An 18,677-nucleotide genomic window follows, 5' to 3' on the forward strand; every position below is an offset into this window, starting at 1 on the left:
GTTCACGTTGTTTGTTTCGTTCAGTTTTCAAAGAACTACTTGGTCGCTCATTTGCGACTTCCTTATGTTAACATCTTCGTTTTTCGATGTCAACTAAGTTTTTTAATTTCTTTTTTGTCGTTTTCTGCGTTTCCGCATCAGCGACGGTTATTAATATATCATGCAGAAAAATGAAATGCAACACCTTTTGAAAACTTTTTTAAAACTAACTACATTTCTTTTTTAATATCATATACTTAAACGAAATATCCCTTTCATTTCTAAGAGTTTCCTACATATATTCTATATAAAGTCACTCTACCCAAAAACATTTCTTACTATATAAATGTTTTATTCATATATCATATCATACAGGGAGGAATATATATGGACTATGCCGACTTATTAATTAAACTAGGTCTTTCGGCTATTTTAGGATTCGCCATCGGTTTAGAGCGCGAATTAAAACGTAAACCACTTGGTTTAAAAACGTGTTTAGTTATTTCTATAATTAGTTGCCTCCTGACGATTGTTTCTATTAAAGCAGCTTACAACTTACCGCATACCGATCATATGAATATGGATCCACTTCGACTCGCTGCACAAATTGTATCAGGAATCGGTTTTTTAGGTGCCGGCGTTATTTTACGCAGAGGGAACGATAGCATTGCAGGACTAACGACCGCCGCCATGATTTGGGGTGCTTCTGGTATTGGTATTGCCGTTGGAGCCGGATTCTATATTGAAGCGATTTTTGGAATGTGTTTCCTTATGATTAGTGTAGAACTTATACCATTAACGATGAAATTCATCGGTCCTAGATCATTTCGTCAACGTGATATCGCAGTAAAACTTGTTGTACGAAATATGGACAATATCCCAATTGTAATTGAAGAAATAAAAGAAATGGATATAAAAGTTAAGAACATGAAGCTCAAAACATTGGAAAATGGTTCGCACTATTTACATTTGAAATTGTCTATCGATCAAAAAAGACATACTGCTGATGTTTATTATGCTCTTCAGCACCTTGAAAGTGTTCAACAAACTGAAGTAGAAAGTATGTAAGATGAAAAAACTCTCTTTTTAATTAGAGAGTTTTTCTTTTTTCTATAATGGTAACAATGAATGTAGTCCTGCAAAGTAAGGAGGAATAATAGTTTGAAATCCCGTCCAAATTTAGTAGATACATTTCGTGATTCCATTATTTTTCGTTTAATCTGTTTTATCATTGTACTTACTGCTTTTTCTGGCTTTCTTATACATACACTCGAGCCAGCTCACTTCACCACATGGTTCGACGGGGTTTGGTGGTCAATCGTCACCATTTTCACCGTTGGATACGGCGATTTTGCCCCCCATACAACGATAGGAAAACTTATTGGTATCGGTATTATTCTATTAGGAACCGGATTTTGTTCTTATTATATGGTTCTGTTCGCTACTGAAATGATTAGTAAACAATATATGAAGATTAAAGGAGAAGAAGCTGCGACTTCTAACGGCCATATGATTATTGTCGGCTGGAACGAACGGGCAAAACACGTTGTAAAACAAATGCACGTATTACAACCAAACCTTGATATCGTTTTAATTGATGAAACACTTTCTTTACTTCCAAAACCATTTCATCATTTAGAATTTATAAAGGGTTGCCCCCATCACGATCAAACGTTATTAAAAGCTAATATTACAACGGCTCACACTATATTAATAACAGCAGATAAAGAAAAAAATGAAAGCTTAGCTGATACACAGTCCATTTTAAATATTTTAACTGCAAAAGGGCTCAACCCAAATATTCACTGCATCGCTGAACTTCTTACTTCTGAACAAATCCAAAACGCAACGAGAGCTGGTGCATCAGAAATTATAGAAGGAAATAAATTAACGAGCTATGTATTTACCGCATCTCTTTTATTCCCTTCCATTTCAGGTGTACTATTCTCACTTTATAATGAAATCTCTGATAACAAATTACAACTGATGGATCTCCCTTCGTCCTGCACCGGACAAACCTTTGCAAATTGTAGCTATACTCTTTTAAAGCAAAACATTCTCTTACTAGGTGTAAAGCGCGACGAGCAATATATGATCAATCCAGTTCATTCTTCCATTCTTATCGAAAGCGACATACTCATTGTTATTCACCATTAAAAAAATGATTTTCTAGTTCTTGTACCAATACTTTACCAATATTGACATACTTTCTCTTCACATCTCCATCTGGATCTTGCGGCTCCGCAAATTGATCCAATCCACTCGTTCCAGCTGTTAAAGCATTAACATTATCATCTAGTTCGTCTTGATATACGTGCGAAAGAATATACGGTGTTTCAAGACGGACTATTACACCAGGCACATCTAGTTCCCCATCCACCGCTGTAAATGGTACGCGTAAAAATTGATACCCTTCTTCTTCGTCGATTTTATAATCAAAGCATCCTTTATCATAATCCCAATTGCCGCCAATACTATATCCAAGTGGTTTCATAACCTCTTCTAACTTATATAACGCATATGTACTTCCTTCTAAATTTGATTGAATCGGAATCAAGCCCATCCCTCCTAGACTTTTCCTTTAGCATGTCCATTCCATTCTGAATATATATGAGATTCAACACAGAATGTAAGTTACTCGCCAAAAAATCACAAAAAAAACTGTTGGGGGCTCGTCCCCAACAGTTTTTTTATTTTAAACGCTCTTCTAATTCTGCTTTTAATTCTTCAAATCCTGGTTTACCAAGTAAAGCAAACATGTTTTTCTTGTATGCTTCTACTCCTGGTTGGTCAAATGGATTTACGCCTAATAGATAGCCGCTCATCGCACATGCTTTTTCGAAGAAGTATACAAGGTAACCGAATGTGTACTCATTTAATTCAGGGATGTTTACGATTAAGTTTGGTACTCCGCCATCGCTATGTGCAAGTAATGTACCTTCGTACGCTTTTGTGTTTACGAAGTCTATCGTTTCACCAGCAAGATAGTTTAATCCATCTAAATCGTTGTCATCTAATTCGATTTTTAGTTCGTGTGTAGATTTACCTACTTTAAGAACTGTTTCGAATAGATCACGGCGACCTTCTTGAATGTATTGACCTAATGAGTGTAAATCAGTTGAGAAGTTTGCTGAAGATGGGAAAATACCTTTTTGATCTTTTCCTTCACTTTCACCAAATAACTGTTTCCACCACTCAGAGAAGTAGTGAAGTGCTGGCTCATAGTTAACAAGCATTTCAATTGTTTTCCCTTTATTGTATAGGGCATTACGAACTACTGCGTATTGGTAAGCTGGGTTTTCTTCCAGTTCTGATGTCCCGAAGTCATCCTGACCAGCAGCTGCACCTTTCATCATCTCTTCAATATTTAAGCCACTTGCCGCGATTGGTAATAAACCAACTGGCGTTAATACAGAGAAGCGGCCGCCAACATCATCTGGAATTACGAATGTTTCGTAACCTTCGTTATCAGCTAATGTTTTTAATGCGCCACGTGCTTTATCTGTAGTTGCATAAATACGCTTGCGAGCTTCTTCTTTTCCATATTTCTCTTCTAATAACTTACGGAAAATACGGAATGCGATTGCAGGCTCTGTTGTTGTACCTGATTTGGAAATAACGTTAATAGAGAAGTCTTTACCTTCTAATACATCCATTAAATCTTTCATGTAAGTGGAGCTAATGTTTTGTCCAACAAATAGCACTTGTGGAGTTTTACGTTGTTCTTTAGATAGCGTGTTGTAGAAAGAATGGTTTAACATTTCGATTGCTGCACGTGCTCCTAGGTAAGAACCACCGATACCTACAACAAGTAAAATGTCAGAGTCATTTTTAATTTTTTCTGCGCATTTTTGAATGCGAGCAAATTCTTCTTTGTCATATTGAAGCGGAAGGTCTACCCACCCAAGGAAATCGTTCCCAGCTCCAGTTTTTTCGTGGATTGCATGATGTGTTACTTTCACTGCATCACGCAAATAAGTTAGTTCATTTTCACTGATGAAGGATAACGCTTTAGAATAGTCGAACGTTACATGTGTACTCATCTTTTTCCCTCCAATTATGTATATGTATTTCTGTATTCACTTTAGCGAAACTAAAGTTGTAAATCAAGCGATTCAACAATTGTAAACGTAACCAATATATATTTTTTAGAAAAAGTTCATTTTTTGCATAAAAATTCGCTTTTTTCGGTATAGATGTATATACATCCTTTTTAAACACATTTTTTATGTATAAAAACAACATAACTGCACCATTCTATAAAAGAGTTGATTAACTCAGCTCTTGCTCATGCTTCACAATTAAGGGGGGCTTTTTCATGAGTACATTGCAACGTATTGCATTAGTCTTTACTGTAATTGGTGCTGTAAACTGGGGACTAATCGGGTTCTTCCAGTTTGACTTAGTAGCAGCCATTTTCGGCGGACAAAACTCAGCTCTCGCACGTATTATTTACGGCATCGTTGGTATATCTGGGCTTATCAATCTTGGTTTACTCTTTAAACCATCTGAAAATCTTGGTACACACCCAGAAACAAACGAAATTCGATAACCAGTATGTCCTCTTCACCTCCGACATACGAATATGATTGCATGCAATCATATTTGCAAATATATATCATAAGATAAAGTAAAAGAGGAACGCTCATATGCGTTCCTCTTTTACTTTGTTAACTCGGACTCTTCAATCCATTCTGTCAGCTTTTCTCGCAACGTATTAAATCCGTCCTTAGATGGATTCGGTATAAGAATCCTTCCTTGTTTTCTTTTCGCCGCTTTTAACGATAAACTCATTTTTCTGTGCTCTTCATCAATTGAAAGTACTTTTACTTCTACTGTATCGCCGACTTTCAAAAAGTCATGAATATCCTTTACATATCCATTTGTAATTTCAGATATATGCACAAGTCCTTGTGTTTCTGCATCTAACGCTACAAATGCACCGTAATCTTGAATTCCAGTCACTTTCCCTGTTACAACCACTCCTGTTGTATATTGTTCTGACATATGAAACACTCCCATACGTTTACCATTTTCTCTACAAATGTAGATTGCAAAACAGATGTACTTATTATTAAATATCCGATTGGTGAATAAGTACCTTAAGTAAAATACCTAGGATACTCACACCTTATATTAGTAAATTATACCACTATGATAGAACTCATTCAAAATTCACGAAAAAATTTCCTGCAATACGTATAATTCTCCAATATTAGGATAGAATACTAACACATGGCTTTCTAGTATTCCCCCCCTTTTATGGACAAAACGTATTATGTTTTGTCCTTTTTTTATTCTCTATGAACCGTTCCATTCTCTTCATCGCTTCCATAAGTTGCTCAAGCGATGTTGCATATGAACAACGAATGAATCCTTCACCACTCTCACCAAACACACTTCCAGGAACAACAGCCACTTGTTCTTCTAATAATAATTGTTCTGCAAATTCTGCTGAAGATATTCCGGTTGAAGCTATAGAAGGGAAAACATAAAATGCCCCGCCTGGTACATGACATGTTAAGCCCATTTCATTGAAAGATGTCGCCATAAAGTTACGGCGTTTCTTATAGCTATCTCTCATTCGAATTACTTCATCATTTCCCCCACGTAATGCTTCAAGTGCTGCAAATTGAGACATCGTTGGTGCACACATCATTGAATATTGGTGGATTTTGAGCATTAATTCTGAAAATTGTACAGGGGCTGCAATCATCCCAAGACGCCATCCTGTCATCGCAAATCCTTTTGAAAATCCTGAAATTAAAATCGTATGTTCACGCATGTTTTGAATGCTCGCGAAACTTGTATACACTTCGTCATATACAAGCTCTGCATAAATTTCATCAGATAATACGATTAAATTGTGCTTCTCAACAATAACTGCTAGCCTTTCTAATTCAGATTTGTTTAACATTGCACCTGTTGGGTTATTGGGGGAGCAAAGTAATATTGCCTTTGTTTTCGCTGTAATAGCCGCTTCAATTTGTTCTGGTTGTACTTTAAACTCGTTTTCTAAAGTAGTCGCTACAGGAACTGGAACTCCTCCAGCTAATGATACAAGCGGTGCATAAGAAACGAAGCTCGGTTCAATAACGAGCACTTCATCATCAGGATTTATAATGGCGCGCATCGCTACATCTAACGCCTGGCTTGCTCCAACCGTAACAATGATTTCATCGTTTGGATCATAAGATACTGCAAATTGTTTTTTTAGATACTTTGCTATTTCTTGACGGAGCTCCAATAATCCTGCATTTGCTGTATATGACGTATACCCTTGTTCCAAAGAACGAATACATGCTTGCCTTACATTCCAAGGTGTAACAAAATCCGGCTCTCCTACCCCGAGAGAAATAACACCTTTCATATTTGCTGCTAAATCGAAAAATTTCCGAATACCAGATGGTTTTAAAGATTCTGCTGATCTGGATAGTTCAAATCGCTTCATGGTGTCACCACAATTCGCTTATCATCATCGTCTTTTTCATAAATAACGCCCTCATGTTTATACTTCTTCAAAATGAAATGAGTAGTTGTAGAAACGACAGATTCAATTGTTGCTAATTTCTCAGAAACAAACATCGCTACTTCCCCCATCGTTTTCCCTTCTAATGTAATAGAAAGATCATATGTCCCTGACATTAAATAAACGGATTTCACTTCTGAATAACGATAAATTTGTTCAGCAACCGCATCAAACCCAACGTCGTGCTTTGGCGTAACTTTCACATCGATCATCGCCGTTAAACCTGTATGTTCTTTCACCTTCGTCCAATCAATATGTGTTACATAATCCACAATAATCTTTTCATTTTCTAATCTCGCAACCATCTTCTTCACTTCTTCTACCTCTATATTTAACAGCTTCGCTAATGTATCTACAGATAATCGACTACTCTTTTCAAGACAAGCTAATAATTCTAATTCTTTTTCTGTCACCATATAAATCATCCTTCCTTTTCGTTTGTGTCTAAATTATACAAATACCTTTTCCTGTTTGAAAAGAAGATTTTTTTAGAGAATTATGTCAAAATGAAGTGAAACTTTAATCAGCGGGGGTTTTATTCATCCCCACTGATTATCAGCTGCACCAATCGGGATTAAGAGGAAAGGGGATGGAACCGTGAAACCAAAAGTATATATTGCCGAACCAGTTCCAACATTTGTAGAAAACTATTTATCAGAACACTGTGATTTTGATAAATGGGATCAAAACGAGAAAGTACCTCGTGATGTTCTATTGGAGAAAATAAAAGATAAAGATGGGTTATTAAATTTCGGATCTGCTATTAATGAAGAATTGTTAGATGTAGCTCCTAACTTAAAAGTAGTGAGTAACATTTCTGTTGGTTACGATAATTTTGATTTAACAGCGATGGAAAAGAAAAATGTTATCGGAACGAATACTCCATATGTATTAGATGATACAGTAGCTGACCTCGTTTTTGCTCTTATGTTATCTGCTGGTCGCCGTGTTTGCGAACTCAATTCCTATGTAAAAAATGGTGAATGGAACGCTGAAATCGGAAAAGAACACTTCGGACTAGATGTACATCATAGTACGATCGGTATTATCGGAATGGGACGAATCGGAGAAGCTGTCGCAAAACGAGCGAAATTTGGATTTGATATGGATGTCCTTTACTATAACCGTCGCCGTAAAGAAGAAGCCGAACAAAAATTTGATGCTACATATTGTGATTTACAAACTCTAATCAAACAATCTGACTTTATTATTCTTCTTACGCCATTAACAGATGAAACATATCATCTTATCGGGGAGAAGGAGTTTTCATTAATGAAAGAAACAGCAATTTTCATTAATGCCTCTCGCGGGAAAACAGTAGATGAAACTGCATTAATTCATGCATTAACAGAAAAGCAAATATTTGCAGCCGGTATCGACACATTTACACAAGAGCCTATCCAAAAAGATAATCCGCTCTTATCATTACAAAACGTTGTAACTTTACCGCACATCGGATCTGCAACATTAAAAACAAGACAACAAATGGCAATGACAGCTGCTGAAAATTTAGTTGCAGGATTACAAGGAAAAACACCACCTAATATTGTTCGTAGGTAATTATAAAGTGAAACTTTAATCACCCCTCACCAATCGGGCTCTTACGGGCAGTAAGACTCCCACAAATAGCGGGATAAATAAGCGAAAGGCAAGATGACGATGTCATCTTGCCTTTTTTTGTTAACATATTTTTTTCGCCCTTGGAGATGATATGAACAAAAATCAATGGAGTGACAAAAAATGAACCATGAATGCAAATGTCCTTACTTCACTTTTTCCACTCGCGGCACTACTATTCATTACGAATTGTATGAACATAATAATAAAAAAGAGCGACCTACTTTCGTACTCGTTCACGGCTTCTTATCTTCCTCATTTAGCTATCGACGGCTCATTCCTTTACTAACAAAGGAAGGTACAGTAATCGCCCTTGATTTACCACCATTCGGAAAAAGTGATAAATCTCATCTCTTTAAGTATTCTTATCACAATTTAGCAACAATTATTATCGATTTAATTGAACATTTATCGCTCTCAAATATTGTATTAGTTGGTCATTCTATGGGTGGGCAAATTTCTCTCTATGTAAACCGTATACGTCCTGAACTAATCTCAAAGACGATTTTACTATGTAGCTCTAGCTATTTAGCACGCGCAAACTTACCTTTAATGTATACTTCTTATTTACCGTTCTTTCATTTATACGTAAAGAACTGGATTATACGGCGCGGTATTGTTCACAACTTAATGAATGTCGTTCATGATCACTCATTAATTGACGATGAAATGAAAGAAGGTTACTCCGCCCCTTTTTATGATGATCGTATATTCCCTGCCTTAACTCGAATGATAAGAGACCGTGAAGGTGACCTATCTTCAAGCGAATTACAAAAAATCGAAACACCAGTATTACTCATTTGGGGTGAAAAAGATCGCGTCGTTCCTGTACATGTAGGACACCGTCTTCATAAAGATTTACCTAATTCAACATTTATCTCTTACGAAAATACAGGGCACTTACTACCAGAAGAAAAGCCCGAGCATGTTTATGAAGAAATCATGACATTTTCCGCACTGTGAAGCCAAACTTTAATCAATCCGAACGAACTAAAATAAACAAAAAGGCTGTCGTAAATTCCGACAGCCTACAATGAACAACTTCCGCCCTCTTTTAGTACAAGTAACTCCACAGCTAATTTCTCACATTTTTCAAGTGCAGGTACTTCCTCAAAAGACATAAAGTATATATGTTGAATCTTCTTTGCGATATATTTTGGATCGTCAAACACACTTACAACGTTCACAACATCGCTCGCTTCTGTTTCATAAAACTCCGGTCCCATTTGAAACGGGTCCCAATTTTTCACAAGCTCAATCATCTTTTCATATGCACCCATCTATTCCCCGCCTTTTCACTTTTTAATACTTTTCTTTATCCTATCACATCAGCTATTCTATAAGAAGAGAGAGAGAACTTTCATAACTTAACGGTTTTACAGAAGAAGGGGGCAAACATATGCAACTATTTCATAAAACGGTAAATCGGCGTGGTACACACAGCACAAAATGGGACACATATAAAAACGAAGAACTTCTCCATTCCTGGATTGCAGATATGGATTTTGAAGTACCAAAACCAATTCAAACTGCATTACAACAGCGTATAGAACATCCTATTTTCGGCTATACAATTCCTCCAGAAAATATTGGGGATATTATTTGCGATTGGACAAAAAGCCAATACGGTTGGGATATAAAAAAAGAGTGGATTGTATTTAGTGCAGGCATCGTTCCAGCTCTTAGTACGAGCATACAGGCATTAACGCAAGAAGGAGAATTTGTACTCGTACAACCTCCTATTTATCCACCATTTTTTGAAATGGTCAAAACAAATAATAGACAATTATGTGAGAGTCCCTTATTTAAACAAAATGGCACATATAAGATAGACTTCGAGCATCTAGAAACTCAATTTAAACAAGGTGTAAAACTAATGCTTCTCTGTAGCCCTCATAATCCTATTGGACGTGTTTGGACGAAAGATGAACTAACAAAACTCGGTTCGTTATGTACGCAGTATAATGTAACCGTTGTCGCCGATGAAATTCACGCCGATATTATTTATAAAGGCCATACTCATACACCGTTTGCTTCTTTATCTGAAGAATTAGCAGCATGCACTATTACTTGTATGGCTCCGAGCAAAACATTTAATATCGCAGGATTACAAGCATCTACCATTATTATTCCGAATGAAAATCTCCGTAATGCCTTTATGTCTATCCAACATAGACAAGGATTCCACGGATTAAATACATTTGCTTATACAGCAATGCAAAGCGCGTATACAGAATGTAATGATTGGCTAAATGAAATTCGATTGTACGTTGAAGATAATGCTCAATTTGCTTGTGAGTATATTCAAAATCACATACCAGCTCTTTCTGTAATTAAACCAGAAGGTAGTTTTTTACTGTGGATTGATTGTTCCCGCTTGAACCTTTCTCAAGATGCACGAACAGCATTACTTGAAGAGAAAGGTAAAATCATCGTTGAACCTGGTGAGAAATACGGGACAGGCGGGGAAGCCCATATCCGAATTAACATCGGCTGCCCACGATCTGTTTTAGAAGAGATTTTAAACAGACTACACCATACATTCTCATAACAACAAAAGCTACCTTTCACGGTAGCTTCTACTTTTTCTTCATATCCGACGCTTTTTTAACAATAACACCACAAGCAATTCGGTCACCAGATTTTCCTACTGGTTGTGTCATGCCATCATCAGCGTTTTCTGTAATAATAATAGACGCCCCATCTTTTCTATGAATCGTCGTTTTTCCTTCTTCAAGCGTTATATGCGGTGCATCGATTTCTGCTTTAATCTTTCCAGAACCATCTGCCACTACATTCGGTAAATCACCATTTTCCGCACCTTTCGGATTGAGGAGCCCATGTTTTTTATTATCTGGATTAAAATGATTCCCGGATGATTCGAAACTAGGCGCCTTACACTCTCCGATTTCGTGTACATGTAGCCCGTGTGGCCCTGGTGTAAACCCTTCCGCTTTGATCGTAATTTTCACTCCACTTGTTTGCTGAACTACTTTTGCAGTCCCCACTTCATCACCTGAAGCATTATGTAATTTCACATCAATTTCTTTCGGCTTCCCTTGGTCACAACCCGCCATTAGAAATAATAAACAACAACTGAAAAAAAGCCGTTTTTTCATTCTATTCCCTCCAAAATACTTTCTGCCCTTAGATTGTCCGAGCATAAAGGGAAACATACAATAATGAATTACTGTTTCTTTTCAGCTAAAAGCTTTTCTTCTACTTTCTGCAATCGCTCTGCTTCTCGTTTTGATACACGAATAAACATACGCCATGTAGCAACGGCACCAATGATAAATAGAACGCAAACAATACCTGGAATAATATACTCCGTTTTATCTTCAGGAAAATATAAAGGCATCATATAAAACACTCCTTATCAGGGAATTTATGAAAAGAATTAGCATCAGAATTTTCTGTCATATTATTTTAAATTATAGTTGAAGCCTGTCATATTCTCAAGGACATTCAAAAATCAACTGATTTCTTTGACTCCTTCTTATACTTTCCTTACTATAAACTTGAGGTGAAAAATATGAGAGAAACATTTGAAATTGGTGAAATCGTTACGGGTATTTATAAAACGGGAAAATACATAGGCGAAATTACAAATAGCCGTCCTGGCAGTTACGTCGTAAAAGTATTAGCTGTTTTAAAACATCCGGTGCAAGGTGATTTACATAATGTAAAACAAGCTGATGTACCATTCTTCCATGAAAGACGCGCTTTAGCTTTTCGTGAACAGACGAACATTCCAGAGCAAATGGTGAAAAAATATGAAGGAGAAATTCCGGATTATACAAAGTCACTAAAATTAGCATTAGAAACACAAATGAATTCATTTTCTGAAGATGATTCACCTTTTGCGGGGCGTAGTCTAGAAACACTTCAGCAATTGAAGCAAGATTACAAACTTTAAAAAACAAAACGACCAAATTACATGTTGTGCAATTTGGTCGTTACTGTGTACTCACGTTCTTTAACACTTTCGAAAAATCAACAAGTTCGCCTAATGTCGGAGGTGCTGGTTTGACTAAATACTCTTTATCTTTTTCTACTAATTTAAAAATATTATATGTCGTCATCGCATCATCAAGCGCACAATGATGCTTTCCTGTTCCTGCTTTTCCATATGCCTCAATTGCTTTCCACAGCCCTGTTTGATTTCTCTCTCCAAAAAACTTCTTATACTCAAGCGATAAATCACGACACTGTCCAAAGAATGGAAATTCTAAACCCGCCATTTCGCAGTTATGCTTTAAGACTTTCATATCCATATTTCCCCACGTTACAATTGTCGGTTTACACCTCTTTTCATATTCTGCAAGTTTCTCAACAAGTTCATGAAAAGAAATTCCTTTGTCCACTACTTCCTGTTTAATTCCTAAAAATTTTTTACATCGATCCGTTAAGGACGGAAATGTTTTTGGCCTGACATGTGATGCATACGTATCTTCCACCTTACAACCAACAACTGAAACGAGTCCTACCTCAATAATTTCCGGGAAAAAACCTTTTGGCTTTTTTCTATGCTGGGGCATCGTAAACTCAAAGTCTAAAAATAAAAATCGTTGTTCATCCATACGATCCCTTCCTTATCATCTTTGTCATTCCTTTCTATTTGACACTCCTACACGAACAAGCTCGAATGCTGATTCCATTTGAAATATTCAGATTGGATGTATCTTATATATATGTCAAATGCCCACAAATATTTTTAAAAATAAGAAAAAATGACCTATGCAGAAAATATGACAAAATAAACCCTTTCATTTACATCCGCCATTTTTCTACTTTATAATGGCGTTATGTGTGTTTCATCTAGTTAATTTTTTGACACACTAAGAAAAGTGAATGAAAGGAGATGAGAGTTTTGCATGAAACAACGCAAGAGCTCGCAAACTGGCAGTATTATTTCGCTATCGCAGTCTTTTTAATTACATATGCCATTATTATTTCTGAAAAAATTAACCGTGCTGTCATCGCACTTCTTGGTGCAGCATTCATGGTAATTGCAGGGGTCGTTGACTTACACAATGCCTTTACGAAACATATTGAATGGGGAACTATTACGTTACTCATCGGTATGATGATACTAGTAAACATTACAAGTAAGTCAGGTGTCTTCCAATACGTTGCCATTAAAGCCGCAAAAGGAGCACAAGGAAATCCAATTAAAATTTTAATTTCACTTTCCTTACTTACCGCGCTTGGCTCCGCATTTTTAGATAACGTTACAACAGTACTTCTTGTTGTTCCAGTTACTTTATCTATTACGCGCATCTTGCAAGTAAATCCTGTTCCATATTTACTTTCTGAAATTATTTTTTCAAATATCGGAGGAACAGCAACATTAATTGGGGATCCACCAAATATTATGATTGGTTCTGCAAATAAGCATTTAGATTTCAATGCTTTCTTACTAAACTTAGCACCAATTGTAATTATTATCATTGCAGTAACAGCAACAATGCTTTACTTCATGTACCGTAAGCAATTAATTGCTGATCCTGTACAAATTAAGAAATTAATGAGCTTAGATGAAAAACAATACATTAAAGACCCAGTATTAATGAAAAAATCTTTAACAGTACTTGGACTTACGATTGTAGGTTTCATGACTCATTCTATTTTCCATATTGATGCAGCTATCATCGCCTTAACTGGTGCTACTGTCCTTATGTTAATCGGTGTGAAAGAACATGAAATTGAAGAAGTATTCGCTAGCGTAGAATGGGTAACAATCTTCTTCTTCGCGGGACTATTCGTACTCGTTGGAGGACTTATCGATATCGGTCTTATCAAAACGTTAGCTCAAAAAGTAATCGGAATAACAGGCGGGGATATTTCTCAAGCATCTATCCTTATTCTATGGGTATCTGGTATCGCCTCTGCAACAATCGATAACATTCCATTCGTTGCAACAATGATCCCACTTATTAACGATATGGCAGTTGGGCTAGGTTTATCACCTTCTGATGCACAAATCGACGTACTATGGTGGGCATTAGCATTAGGTGCTTGCCTAGGTGGAAACGGAACATTAATTGGGGCTTCTGCTAACGTAATCGTAGCCGGAATCGCAAGTCGTGAGGGGCATAAATTCAGCTACATGGAATTCCTTAAAGTCGGCTTCCCCATTATGATCGTTTCATTAATCATTTCTCACATTTACATTTATTTCCGCTACCTTATGTAGTAGAAAAAGCGCCCTGTTAAGCAGGGCGCTTTTTTATGTCTCATTCAGTACCGATTTTTGGAAAAGTTACTCGTTATACCTCATCGGCTCATTTCGAATAATGAATAAATGAATCGGCAAGAAAACCGAAAATGTGATTACATGAATAATCGTAAATAATATCGCATTCGTTCCATATCTGTCCAAAATAGCGTAAATGAGATAAATAGACAGTACAATCGACACAGCCGCTGCTAGCAGACTTATAATTGGTACATAATTAAAAATAAAGCATGCGACATATATACCGAATACTTTCCACCCTGCTTCTTCTTTCAAGAAATCCGGCAATTTATCTTTCGCTAAGTCCCCCCATGTCTTACTATTTAAAAAAGGAATAAAAGCAAGAACACCATCCGTCGCCCCGTCATTTTTCGCCATCGTATAGAGTGCAAAAGCCGTTAACAAGTACGAAATAATTGCCCAAATTATTATAACAAGAATAAACGCAAAGCTAAGAGCAAAGAAACCTGCTAGTACGCCTTGATCTTCCATCTTATCCTCTCCTCTCTCTTCTCAACATATTTCATTACAGTGCAAGTTATGTTTTAAAATTCACCCAAACTCTTTGTATAATAAGAGAAGAAAAATAATAAGAGAGGAGCACATACCTATGCATCCATTTGTAAAGGCATTACAAGAGCATTTTACAGCTCATCAAAATCCCGAAAAAGCAGAACCGATGGCACGTTATATGAAAAATCACTTCCCTTTTCTAGGTATTCAAACACCTGAAAGAAGACAATTATTAAAAGACGTTATTCAAATACATACTCTCCCAGATAAAAAAGACTTCCAAATTATCGTACGTGAGCTTTGGGATTTACCAGAACGTGAATTTCAGGCAGCTGCACTTGATATTATGCAAAAATATAAAAAGCATATAAATGAAACTCATATCCCATTTCTAGAAGAACTTATTGTCACGAAATCTTGGTGGGATTCTGTAGATAGCATCGTTCCTACCTTTTTAGGTGGTATCTTTTTAAAACATCCAGAATTAATTTCTGCATATATTCCAAAGTGGATTGCATCAGAAAACATATGGTTACAACGTGCCGCAATTTTATTCCAGCTAAAATATAAACAAAAGATGGATGAAGAACTTCTTTTCTGGATTATCGGACAACTACATTCTTCAAAAGAATTTTTCATTCAAAAAGCGATTGGCTGGGTCCTTCGTGAATACGCAAAAACAAAGCCAGATGTAGTATGGGAATACGTTCAAACTAACGAACTTGCCCCGCTCAGTAAACGTGAAGCTATTAAACACATTAAACAAAACTATGGAATAAATAATGAAAAAATAGGCGAGACTCTATCATAGATAGACACGTTCCTCTATTGAGATTTAAAAAAGAACGTGTTAGAATATGTTCATTATTATTAATATAAGTAGCGATGACGGACTTATAAGTACTTGCACAAAAAGCGATTTGGGGATAGTGAAAGCCTGAAGCAGCAAGGAAACGGCAGTCTCGAGCAATACATTATAAAGTGGATGTGCATTTTGTACATCAACTAGGGTGGAACCGCGGGCAAACGCTCGTCCCTAGGCGAATAAGCCTTGGGATGAGCGTTTTTTTATGTTTTTTAAAGCATATACTGCTCGTTTCACAAGTACCAGAGTACGTCATCGCAAATACGTTAACTTTCAAAAGGAGGATTTTATTATGTATTCAATGGAACAAGTTGTAAACTTAGCGAAACATCGCGGTTTCGTTTTCCCTGGTTCTGAAATTTACGGTGGTCTTGCAAACACATGGGATTACGGTCCACTTGGAATCGAATTAAAAAATAACGTTAAAAAAGCTTGGTGGAAAAAGTTCATTCAAGAGTCTCCACACAACGTTGGTTTAGATGCAGCTATTTTAATGAACCCAAAAACTTGGATCGCTTCTGGTCACGTTGGTAACTTCAACGATCCAATGATCGACTGTAAAAAATGTAAAGCTCGTCACCGTGCTGACAAATTAATTGAAGATGCATTAGATGCAAAAGGCATCGAAATGGTTGTTGACGGTCTTACTTTCGACCAAATGGCTGACTTAATGAAAGAACATGAAGTAAAATGTCCTGATTGCGGTAGTGAAGAGTTCACTGAAATCCGTCAGTTCAACTTAATGTTCAAAACATTCCAAGGTGTTACAGAATCTAGCACAAACGAAATCTTCCTTCGTCCTGAAACAGCACAAGGTATTTTCGTAAACTTTAAAAACGTACAACGCTCTATGCGTAAAAAACTTCCATTTGGTATCGGCCAAATCGGTAAAAGTTTCCGTAACGAAATCACACCTGGTAACTTCACATTCCGTACACGTGAATTCGAACAAATGGAACTTGAATTCTTCTGTAAGCCTGGTGAAGATTTAGAATGGTTCGCATTCTGGCGTGAAACTTGTAAGAACTGGTTACTTTCACTTGGTATGCACGAAGAAAGCATGCGTCTTCGTGACCACGGTGAAGAGGAATTATCTCACTACAGTAACGCAACAACTGATATTGAATTCAAATTCCCATTCGGTTGGGGCGAACTATGGGGCGTTGCATCTCGTACAGACTTCGATTTAAAACGTCACATGGAACACTCTAACGAAGACTTTAACTATATCGATCCACAAACGAATGAGCGTTACGTACCATACTGCATCGAGCCATCTTTAGGTGCTGACCGCGTAACATTAGCATTCTTATGTGATGCATATGAAGAAGAGCAATTAGAAAACGATTCTCGTACAGTTCTTCGTTTCCACCCTGCTTTAGCACCATATAAAGCAGCAATCTTACCATTATCTAAAAAGCTATCTGAAGGCGCTACTGAAGTATTCGCAGAACTAGCTAAAGACTTCATGGTAGACTTTGATGAAACTGGTTCTATCGGTAAACGTTACCGTCGTCAAGACGAAATTGGTACACCATTCTGTATCACTTATGACTTCGACTCAGTTGAAGACAAAGCTGTTACAGTACGTGACCGCGACACAATGGAACAAGTTCGTATGCCAATTAGCGAACTAAAAGGTTTCTTAGAGAAGAAAATCCAGTTCTAATTATAAAAAAGAGGCCGCTCTAATGAGCAGCCTCTTTTCTATTTTTCACGTTTTTCTTTAATAGCTACTGTACATCTTGAAATACATAATAAGTCATCATTTTCATCAATGATACGAATATCCCAAACCATTGTTGAATGCCCTCTATGTATAGGTGTCCCAATCGCTGTTACAATTCCATCTTTCTTTGAACGAATATGATTTGCATTAATTTCTAAACCAAAACAAATACATTTCTCTTGATCAATTAAATTGTATGAACCAACGCTTGCTACCGTTTCTGCTAATGCAACCGATGCACCACCGTGTAAAAATCCAAATGGCTGATGCGTACGCTCATCAACAGGCATCGTAGCAACCACCTTATCTTCTGTCATCTCTAACAACTCAATTCCAAGCGAATCCATTAAAGTTTTTGACATATCGTTTCCCCCTTTTCCTCACTTTTAATCAAATGTATATTTTTACCTGTTTAATTTCAAACTACCTATAACACTTATATAAGGAGGTTTCACCTAAATGAAACAAAAATTTTGTATACTATCGCTTATATTCTCCTTGCTGACTATTGTACCAAATTGTGCACTAGCAGCCAAAGCATCTAACCTGACAATCGATGTTCAGACTGTAACGCAAAAAGGTAAGAAACCTTATATAGAATATCAAATTAATAGGCCTTCCTTTCACAACTTTTCTGACTCAAAATTTCAAAATAAGCTGAATTTCTATTACAAAAACTCTACTGCCAAATTTAAAAGTAAATTAGAAAAAGAAGCAAAGAAATATTATAAAGAAACAGAAGGATCTAGTACCCCTTTCCATCCATACGTTGCAAATGTTGACTATAAAGTAGCTTTAAACAAACGACCTTTTCTAAGTCTATATGTGAATTACTATCAATATACAGGCGGAGCGCATGGACTTTATACGTGGAAAGCAAATACATTTGATTTAAACGAAAAAAAGTTATTACACTTAGACGATTTATTTCAACAAGAGGATACATATAAAGAAATAATTCGTACGGAGATTGTAAGACAAATTAAACAAAATGAAGGCATTTATTTTCCTGATGCAGTCGAAAAAGTAACGAGCACAAAAAAGTTTCACTATTTTTTAGAACCAGATAATCTTGTGATTTATTTCCCTTTATATGAGATTGCTCCTTATTCAAGCGGAATCCCGCAATTTCATATTCCATATACGTTGCTAAGAGACTATTTAAAGCCTTTTTATCAAAATATTTTGATTGACAACAAGTAAA

22 protein-coding genes are annotated in these 18,677 nt (G+C 36.5%); 11 read left to right on the top strand and 11 right to left on the bottom strand.

What is annotated here, in order from left to right:
• Positions 1–366 precede the first annotated feature (366 nt).
• Entirely contained in the window at positions 367–1,047 is a 681-nt protein-coding gene (locus tag LUS72_RS24370) for an MgtC/SapB family protein (RefSeq protein ID WP_097832248.1), read from the top strand.
• A gap of 93 nt (positions 1,048–1,140) precedes the next feature.
• Complete coding sequence (locus LUS72_RS24375; protein ID WP_097832247.1) at positions 1,141–2,136, top strand: ion channel; 996 nt, start codon at positions 1,141–1,143, stop codon at positions 2,134–2,136.
• On the opposite strand, the gene LUS72_RS24380 is transcribed toward LUS72_RS24375, so the two are convergent.
• Both LUS72_RS24380 and LUS72_RS24385 read right to left on the bottom strand, forming a co-directional pair.
• Positions 2,123–2,536, bottom strand: coding sequence for a YugN-like family protein (locus LUS72_RS24380; protein WP_141533510.1), 414 nt, complete (start codon positions 2,534–2,536; stop codon positions 2,123–2,125). The two genes, LUS72_RS24375 and LUS72_RS24380, sit on opposite strands and share 14 nt — an antisense overlap.
• A gap of 133 nt (positions 2,537–2,669) precedes the next feature.
• Complete coding sequence (locus LUS72_RS24385) at positions 2,670–4,022, bottom strand: glucose-6-phosphate isomerase (RefSeq protein ID WP_097832245.1); 1,353 nt, start codon at positions 4,020–4,022, stop codon at positions 2,670–2,672.
• Between the two features lie 275 nt (positions 4,023–4,297).
• Here LUS72_RS24385 and LUS72_RS24390 point away from each other — a divergent pair, with 275 nt between their 5' ends.
• Positions 4,298–4,531: a DUF378 domain-containing protein gene (locus LUS72_RS24390; RefSeq protein ID WP_000105788.1), complete on the top strand. Its 234-nt coding sequence runs from the start codon at positions 4,298–4,300 to the stop codon at positions 4,529–4,531.
• Between the two features lie 110 nt (positions 4,532–4,641).
• On the opposite strand, the gene yugI is transcribed toward LUS72_RS24390, so the two are convergent.
• The 3 genes from yugI to LUS72_RS24405 form a co-directional block, all read right to left on the bottom strand.
• Positions 4,642–4,986, bottom strand: coding sequence for a S1 domain-containing post-transcriptional regulator GSP13 (gene yugI, locus LUS72_RS24395; RefSeq protein ID WP_000003767.1), 345 nt, complete (start codon positions 4,984–4,986; stop codon positions 4,642–4,644).
• 253 nt (positions 4,987–5,239) lie between these two features.
• On the bottom strand, positions 5,240–6,430 hold the full coding sequence (locus tag LUS72_RS24400) for an aminotransferase (RefSeq protein WP_097832243.1): 1,191 nt from the start codon (positions 6,428–6,430) through the stop codon (positions 5,240–5,242).
• Positions 6,427–6,924 carry an Lrp/AsnC family transcriptional regulator gene (locus LUS72_RS24405; protein WP_141533511.1) on the bottom strand — a complete coding sequence of 166 codons (498 nt, stop codon included), beginning with the start codon at positions 6,922–6,924 and terminating at the stop codon, positions 6,427–6,429. The genes LUS72_RS24400 and LUS72_RS24405 overlap by 4 nt, the downstream gene beginning before the upstream one ends.
• 151 nt (positions 6,925–7,075) lie before the next feature.
• Between LUS72_RS24405 and LUS72_RS24410 the strand changes: the two genes are divergently transcribed.
• Positions 7,076–8,068, top strand: a complete 993-nt coding sequence (locus tag LUS72_RS24410; protein WP_097832241.1) for a 2-hydroxyacid dehydrogenase — start codon at positions 7,076–7,078, stop codon at positions 8,066–8,068.
• 180 nt (positions 8,069–8,248) lie between these two features.
• Positions 8,249–9,088, top strand: a complete 840-nt coding sequence (locus LUS72_RS24415) for an alpha/beta fold hydrolase (protein WP_097832240.1) — start codon at positions 8,249–8,251, stop codon at positions 9,086–9,088.
• A gap of 65 nt (positions 9,089–9,153) precedes the next feature.
• On the opposite strand, the gene LUS72_RS24420 is transcribed toward LUS72_RS24415, so the two are convergent.
• Entirely contained in the window at positions 9,154–9,405 is a 252-nt protein-coding gene (locus LUS72_RS24420) for a YugE family protein (protein ID WP_097832239.1), read from the bottom strand.
• Positions 9,406–9,524: 119 nt separating this feature from the next.
• Here LUS72_RS24420 and LUS72_RS24425 point away from each other — a divergent pair, with 119 nt between their 5' ends.
• Positions 9,525–10,676 carry a MalY/PatB family protein gene (locus LUS72_RS24425; protein WP_097832238.1) on the top strand — a complete coding sequence of 384 codons (1,152 nt, stop codon included), beginning with the start codon at positions 9,525–9,527 and terminating at the stop codon, positions 10,674–10,676.
• Between the two features lie 28 nt (positions 10,677–10,704).
• Here LUS72_RS24425 and sodC read toward each other — a convergent pair whose 3' ends face one another.
• Both sodC and LUS72_RS24435 read right to left on the bottom strand, forming a co-directional pair.
• Positions 10,705–11,244 carry a superoxide dismutase [Cu-Zn] gene (sodC, locus tag LUS72_RS24430; protein ID WP_097809341.1) on the bottom strand — a complete coding sequence of 180 codons (540 nt, stop codon included), beginning with the start codon at positions 11,242–11,244 and terminating at the stop codon, positions 10,705–10,707.
• Positions 11,245–11,312: 68 nt separating this feature from the next.
• Positions 11,313–11,489, bottom strand: coding sequence for a hypothetical protein (locus LUS72_RS24435; protein ID WP_000982763.1), 177 nt, complete (start codon positions 11,487–11,489; stop codon positions 11,313–11,315).
• Between the two features lie 171 nt (positions 11,490–11,660).
• Here LUS72_RS24435 and LUS72_RS24440 point away from each other — a divergent pair, with 171 nt between their 5' ends.
• Complete coding sequence (locus LUS72_RS24440; protein WP_097832237.1) at positions 11,661–12,044, top strand: kinase-associated lipoprotein KapB; 384 nt, start codon at positions 11,661–11,663, stop codon at positions 12,042–12,044.
• Between the two features lie 40 nt (positions 12,045–12,084).
• Here LUS72_RS24440 and kapD read toward each other — a convergent pair whose 3' ends face one another.
• Complete coding sequence (kapD, locus tag LUS72_RS24445) at positions 12,085–12,708, bottom strand: 3'-5' exonuclease KapD (RefSeq protein ID WP_097832236.1); 624 nt, start codon at positions 12,706–12,708, stop codon at positions 12,085–12,087.
• 290 nt (positions 12,709–12,998) lie between these two features.
• Between kapD and LUS72_RS24450 the strand changes: the two genes are divergently transcribed.
• A complete protein-coding gene (locus LUS72_RS24450; RefSeq protein WP_141533512.1) occupies positions 12,999–14,324 on the top strand; it encodes an ArsB/NhaD family transporter in 1,326 nt (441 codons plus the stop codon).
• A gap of 66 nt (positions 14,325–14,390) precedes the next feature.
• On the opposite strand, the gene LUS72_RS24455 is transcribed toward LUS72_RS24450, so the two are convergent.
• Positions 14,391–14,858: a hypothetical protein gene (locus LUS72_RS24455; protein ID WP_097832234.1), complete on the bottom strand. Its 468-nt coding sequence runs from the start codon at positions 14,856–14,858 to the stop codon at positions 14,391–14,393.
• A 118-nt stretch (positions 14,859–14,976) separates the two neighbouring features.
• Here LUS72_RS24455 and LUS72_RS24460 point away from each other — a divergent pair, with 118 nt between their 5' ends.
• Positions 14,977–15,690 (top strand): DNA alkylation repair protein, encoded by a 714-nt coding sequence (locus LUS72_RS24460; protein ID WP_097832233.1) that lies wholly within the window; start codon positions 14,977–14,979, stop codon positions 15,688–15,690.
• 346 nt (positions 15,691–16,036) lie between these two features.
• On the top strand, positions 16,037–17,413 hold the full coding sequence (locus LUS72_RS24465) for a glycine--tRNA ligase (protein WP_000287143.1): 1,377 nt from the start codon (positions 16,037–16,039) through the stop codon (positions 17,411–17,413).
• A gap of 38 nt (positions 17,414–17,451) precedes the next feature.
• On the opposite strand, the gene LUS72_RS24470 is transcribed toward LUS72_RS24465, so the two are convergent.
• Positions 17,452–17,835 (bottom strand): hotdog fold thioesterase, encoded by a 384-nt coding sequence (locus tag LUS72_RS24470; RefSeq protein ID WP_016093481.1) that lies wholly within the window; start codon positions 17,833–17,835, stop codon positions 17,452–17,454.
• Between the two features lie 97 nt (positions 17,836–17,932).
• On the opposite strand from LUS72_RS24470, the gene LUS72_RS24475 reads away from it, so the two are divergent.
• Positions 17,933–18,676 carry a DUF3298 and DUF4163 domain-containing protein gene (locus tag LUS72_RS24475; RefSeq protein WP_097832232.1) on the top strand — a complete coding sequence of 248 codons (744 nt, stop codon included), beginning with the start codon at positions 17,933–17,935 and terminating at the stop codon, positions 18,674–18,676.
• The last annotated feature ends 1 nt before the right edge of the window (position 18,677 follow it).

It is taken from the genome of Bacillus cereus, from assembly GCF_025917685.1.
Lineage (GTDB): Bacteria > Bacillota > Bacilli > Bacillales > Bacillaceae_G > Bacillus_A > Bacillus_A cereus_AT.

What these genes read in the sequence shown, in the direction of transcription:
- LUS72_RS24470 (WP_016093481.1), bottom strand. Translation starts at nt 17,835, where the DNA reads ATGTCAAAAACTTTAATGGATTCGCTTGGAATTGAGTTGTTAGAGATG.
- LUS72_RS24475 (WP_097832232.1), top strand. Translation starts at nt 17,933, where the DNA reads ATGAAACAAAAATTTTGTATACTATCGCTTATATTCTCCTTGCTGACT.
- yugI (WP_000003767.1), bottom strand. Translation starts at nt 4,986, where the DNA reads ATGTCAGAACAATATACAACAGGAGTGGTTGTAACAGGGAAAGTGACT.
- LUS72_RS24405 (WP_141533511.1), bottom strand. Translation starts at nt 6,924, where the DNA reads ATGGTGACAGAAAAAGAATTAGAATTATTAGCTTGTCTTGAAAAGAGT.
- LUS72_RS24390 (WP_000105788.1), top strand. Translation starts at nt 4,298, where the DNA reads ATGAGTACATTGCAACGTATTGCATTAGTCTTTACTGTAATTGGTGCT.
- LUS72_RS24385 (WP_097832245.1), bottom strand. Translation starts at nt 4,022, where the DNA reads ATGAGTACACATGTAACGTTCGACTATTCTAAAGCGTTATCCTTCATC.
- LUS72_RS24455 (WP_097832234.1), bottom strand. Translation starts at nt 14,858, where the DNA reads ATGGAAGATCAAGGCGTACTAGCAGGTTTCTTTGCTCTTAGCTTTGCG.
- LUS72_RS24425 (WP_097832238.1), top strand. Translation starts at nt 9,525, where the DNA reads ATGCAACTATTTCATAAAACGGTAAATCGGCGTGGTACACACAGCACA.
- sodC (WP_097809341.1), bottom strand. Translation starts at nt 11,244, where the DNA reads ATGAAAAAACGGCTTTTTTTCAGTTGTTGTTTATTATTTCTAATGGCG.
- LUS72_RS24370 (WP_097832248.1), top strand. Translation starts at nt 367, where the DNA reads ATGGACTATGCCGACTTATTAATTAAACTAGGTCTTTCGGCTATTTTA.
- LUS72_RS24420 (WP_097832239.1), bottom strand. Translation starts at nt 9,405, where the DNA reads ATGGGTGCATATGAAAAGATGATTGAGCTTGTGAAAAATTGGGACCCG.
- LUS72_RS24440 (WP_097832237.1), top strand. Translation starts at nt 11,661, where the DNA reads ATGAGAGAAACATTTGAAATTGGTGAAATCGTTACGGGTATTTATAAA.
- kapD (WP_097832236.1), bottom strand. Translation starts at nt 12,708, where the DNA reads ATGGATGAACAACGATTTTTATTTTTAGACTTTGAGTTTACGATGCCC.
- LUS72_RS24415 (WP_097832240.1), top strand. Translation starts at nt 8,249, where the DNA reads ATGAACCATGAATGCAAATGTCCTTACTTCACTTTTTCCACTCGCGGC.
- LUS72_RS24465 (WP_000287143.1), top strand. Translation starts at nt 16,037, where the DNA reads ATGTATTCAATGGAACAAGTTGTAAACTTAGCGAAACATCGCGGTTTC.
- LUS72_RS24400 (WP_097832243.1), bottom strand. Translation starts at nt 6,430, where the DNA reads ATGAAGCGATTTGAACTATCCAGATCAGCAGAATCTTTAAAACCATCT.
- LUS72_RS24435 (WP_000982763.1), bottom strand. Translation starts at nt 11,489, where the DNA reads ATGATGCCTTTATATTTTCCTGAAGATAAAACGGAGTATATTATTCCA.
- LUS72_RS24460 (WP_097832233.1), top strand. Translation starts at nt 14,977, where the DNA reads ATGCATCCATTTGTAAAGGCATTACAAGAGCATTTTACAGCTCATCAA.